The following is a 1,134-nucleotide window of genomic DNA, read 5'->3' as shown; positions in this document are numbered from 1 at the left end:
TAGCGGGCGGCCGGAAGGTGAATGCTAGGCATGATCTAACCCTCGGTCTCTGGCGTCGCGACTGCGAAATTTCGCGAGGGTTTCCGAGAAGGTGATTGCGCTTCGCAGATCTCCAGGCGCGTGGGTGCGGACGTAGTCAGCGCCATTGCCGATCGCGTGAAGTTCCGCCGCAAGGCTCGCTGGACCCAGATCCTTTACAGGAAGGCCAACGGTGGCGCCCAAGAAGGATTTCCGCGACACCGAGACCAATAGCGGAAGCCCCAACGCCGACTTCAGCTTTTGAAGGTTCGACAGCACGTGCAGCGATGTTTCCGGTGCGGGGCTCAAGAAAAATCCCATCCCCGGATCGAGGATGAGCCGGTCGGCAGCGACCCCGCTCCGTCGCAAGGCGGAAACCCGCGCCTCGAAGAACCGCACAATCTCGTCGAGCGCGTCTTCGGGTCGAAGGTGACCGGTGCGGGTGGCGATGCCATCCCGCTGCGCTGAGTGCATAACCACCAGCCTGCAGTCCGCCTCAGCAATATCGGGATAGAGCGCAGGGTCAGGAAATCCTTGGATATCGTTCAGGTAGCCCACGCCGCGCTTGAGCGCATAGCGCTGGGTTTCCGGTTGGAAGCTGTCGATTGAAACACGGTGCATCTGATCGGACAGGGCGTCTAAGAGCGGCGCAATACGTCTGATCTCATCGGCCGGCGATACAGGCCTCGCGTCCGGATGGCTGGCGGCCGGTCCGACATCCACGACGTCTGATCCGACTCGCAGCATTTCGATCGCCGCGGTGACAGCGCCGGCGGGGTCTAGCCGCCGGCTCTCATCGAAGAAGGAGTCCTCGGTGAGATTCAGAATGCCGAACACCGTCACCATGGCGTCGGCCTCCGCAGCGACTTCCACGATGGGGATCGGGCGAGCAAAAAGGCAGCAATTATGAGCCCCATACCTACAAAGCCCCACGCATCAAGCTTTTGCCCATGAAGCAACCAGGCAATGGCTGTAATTATGACGACGCCGAGTCCCGACCAGACTGCATAAGCAACACCGACAGGGATGGATTTCAGAACCAGAGAAAGAAAATAAAATGCGATGCCATAACCGATTATGACAACGGCGGAAGGGGCAAGCTTAGTAAAGCCCTCG

Annotated in this window: 2 protein-coding genes; both read right to left on the bottom strand. The window is 59.7% G+C overall.

The window, feature by feature from the left end; all coding sequences use genetic code 11:
• Positions 1 to 24 precede the first annotated feature (24 nt).
• Positions 25 to 864 carry a sulfonamide-resistant dihydropteroate synthase Sul1 gene (sul1, locus tag PR809_RS20060; RefSeq protein WP_000259031.1) on the bottom strand — a complete coding sequence of 280 codons (840 nt, stop codon included), beginning with the start codon at positions 862 to 864 and terminating at the stop codon, positions 25 to 27.
• Positions 858 to 1,134 (bottom strand): DMT family transporter (locus PR809_RS20055; RefSeq protein WP_017900405.1); only part of this gene is annotated, 277 nt, incomplete at its 5' end. The genes PR809_RS20055 and sul1, both read right to left, overlap by 7 nt.

Source organism: Providencia sp. PROV201 (genome assembly GCF_028479545.1).
GTDB lineage: Bacteria > Pseudomonadota > Gammaproteobacteria > Enterobacterales > Enterobacteriaceae > Providencia > Providencia huaxiensis.
This window is presented reverse-complemented; position numbering and strand designations above follow the sequence as displayed.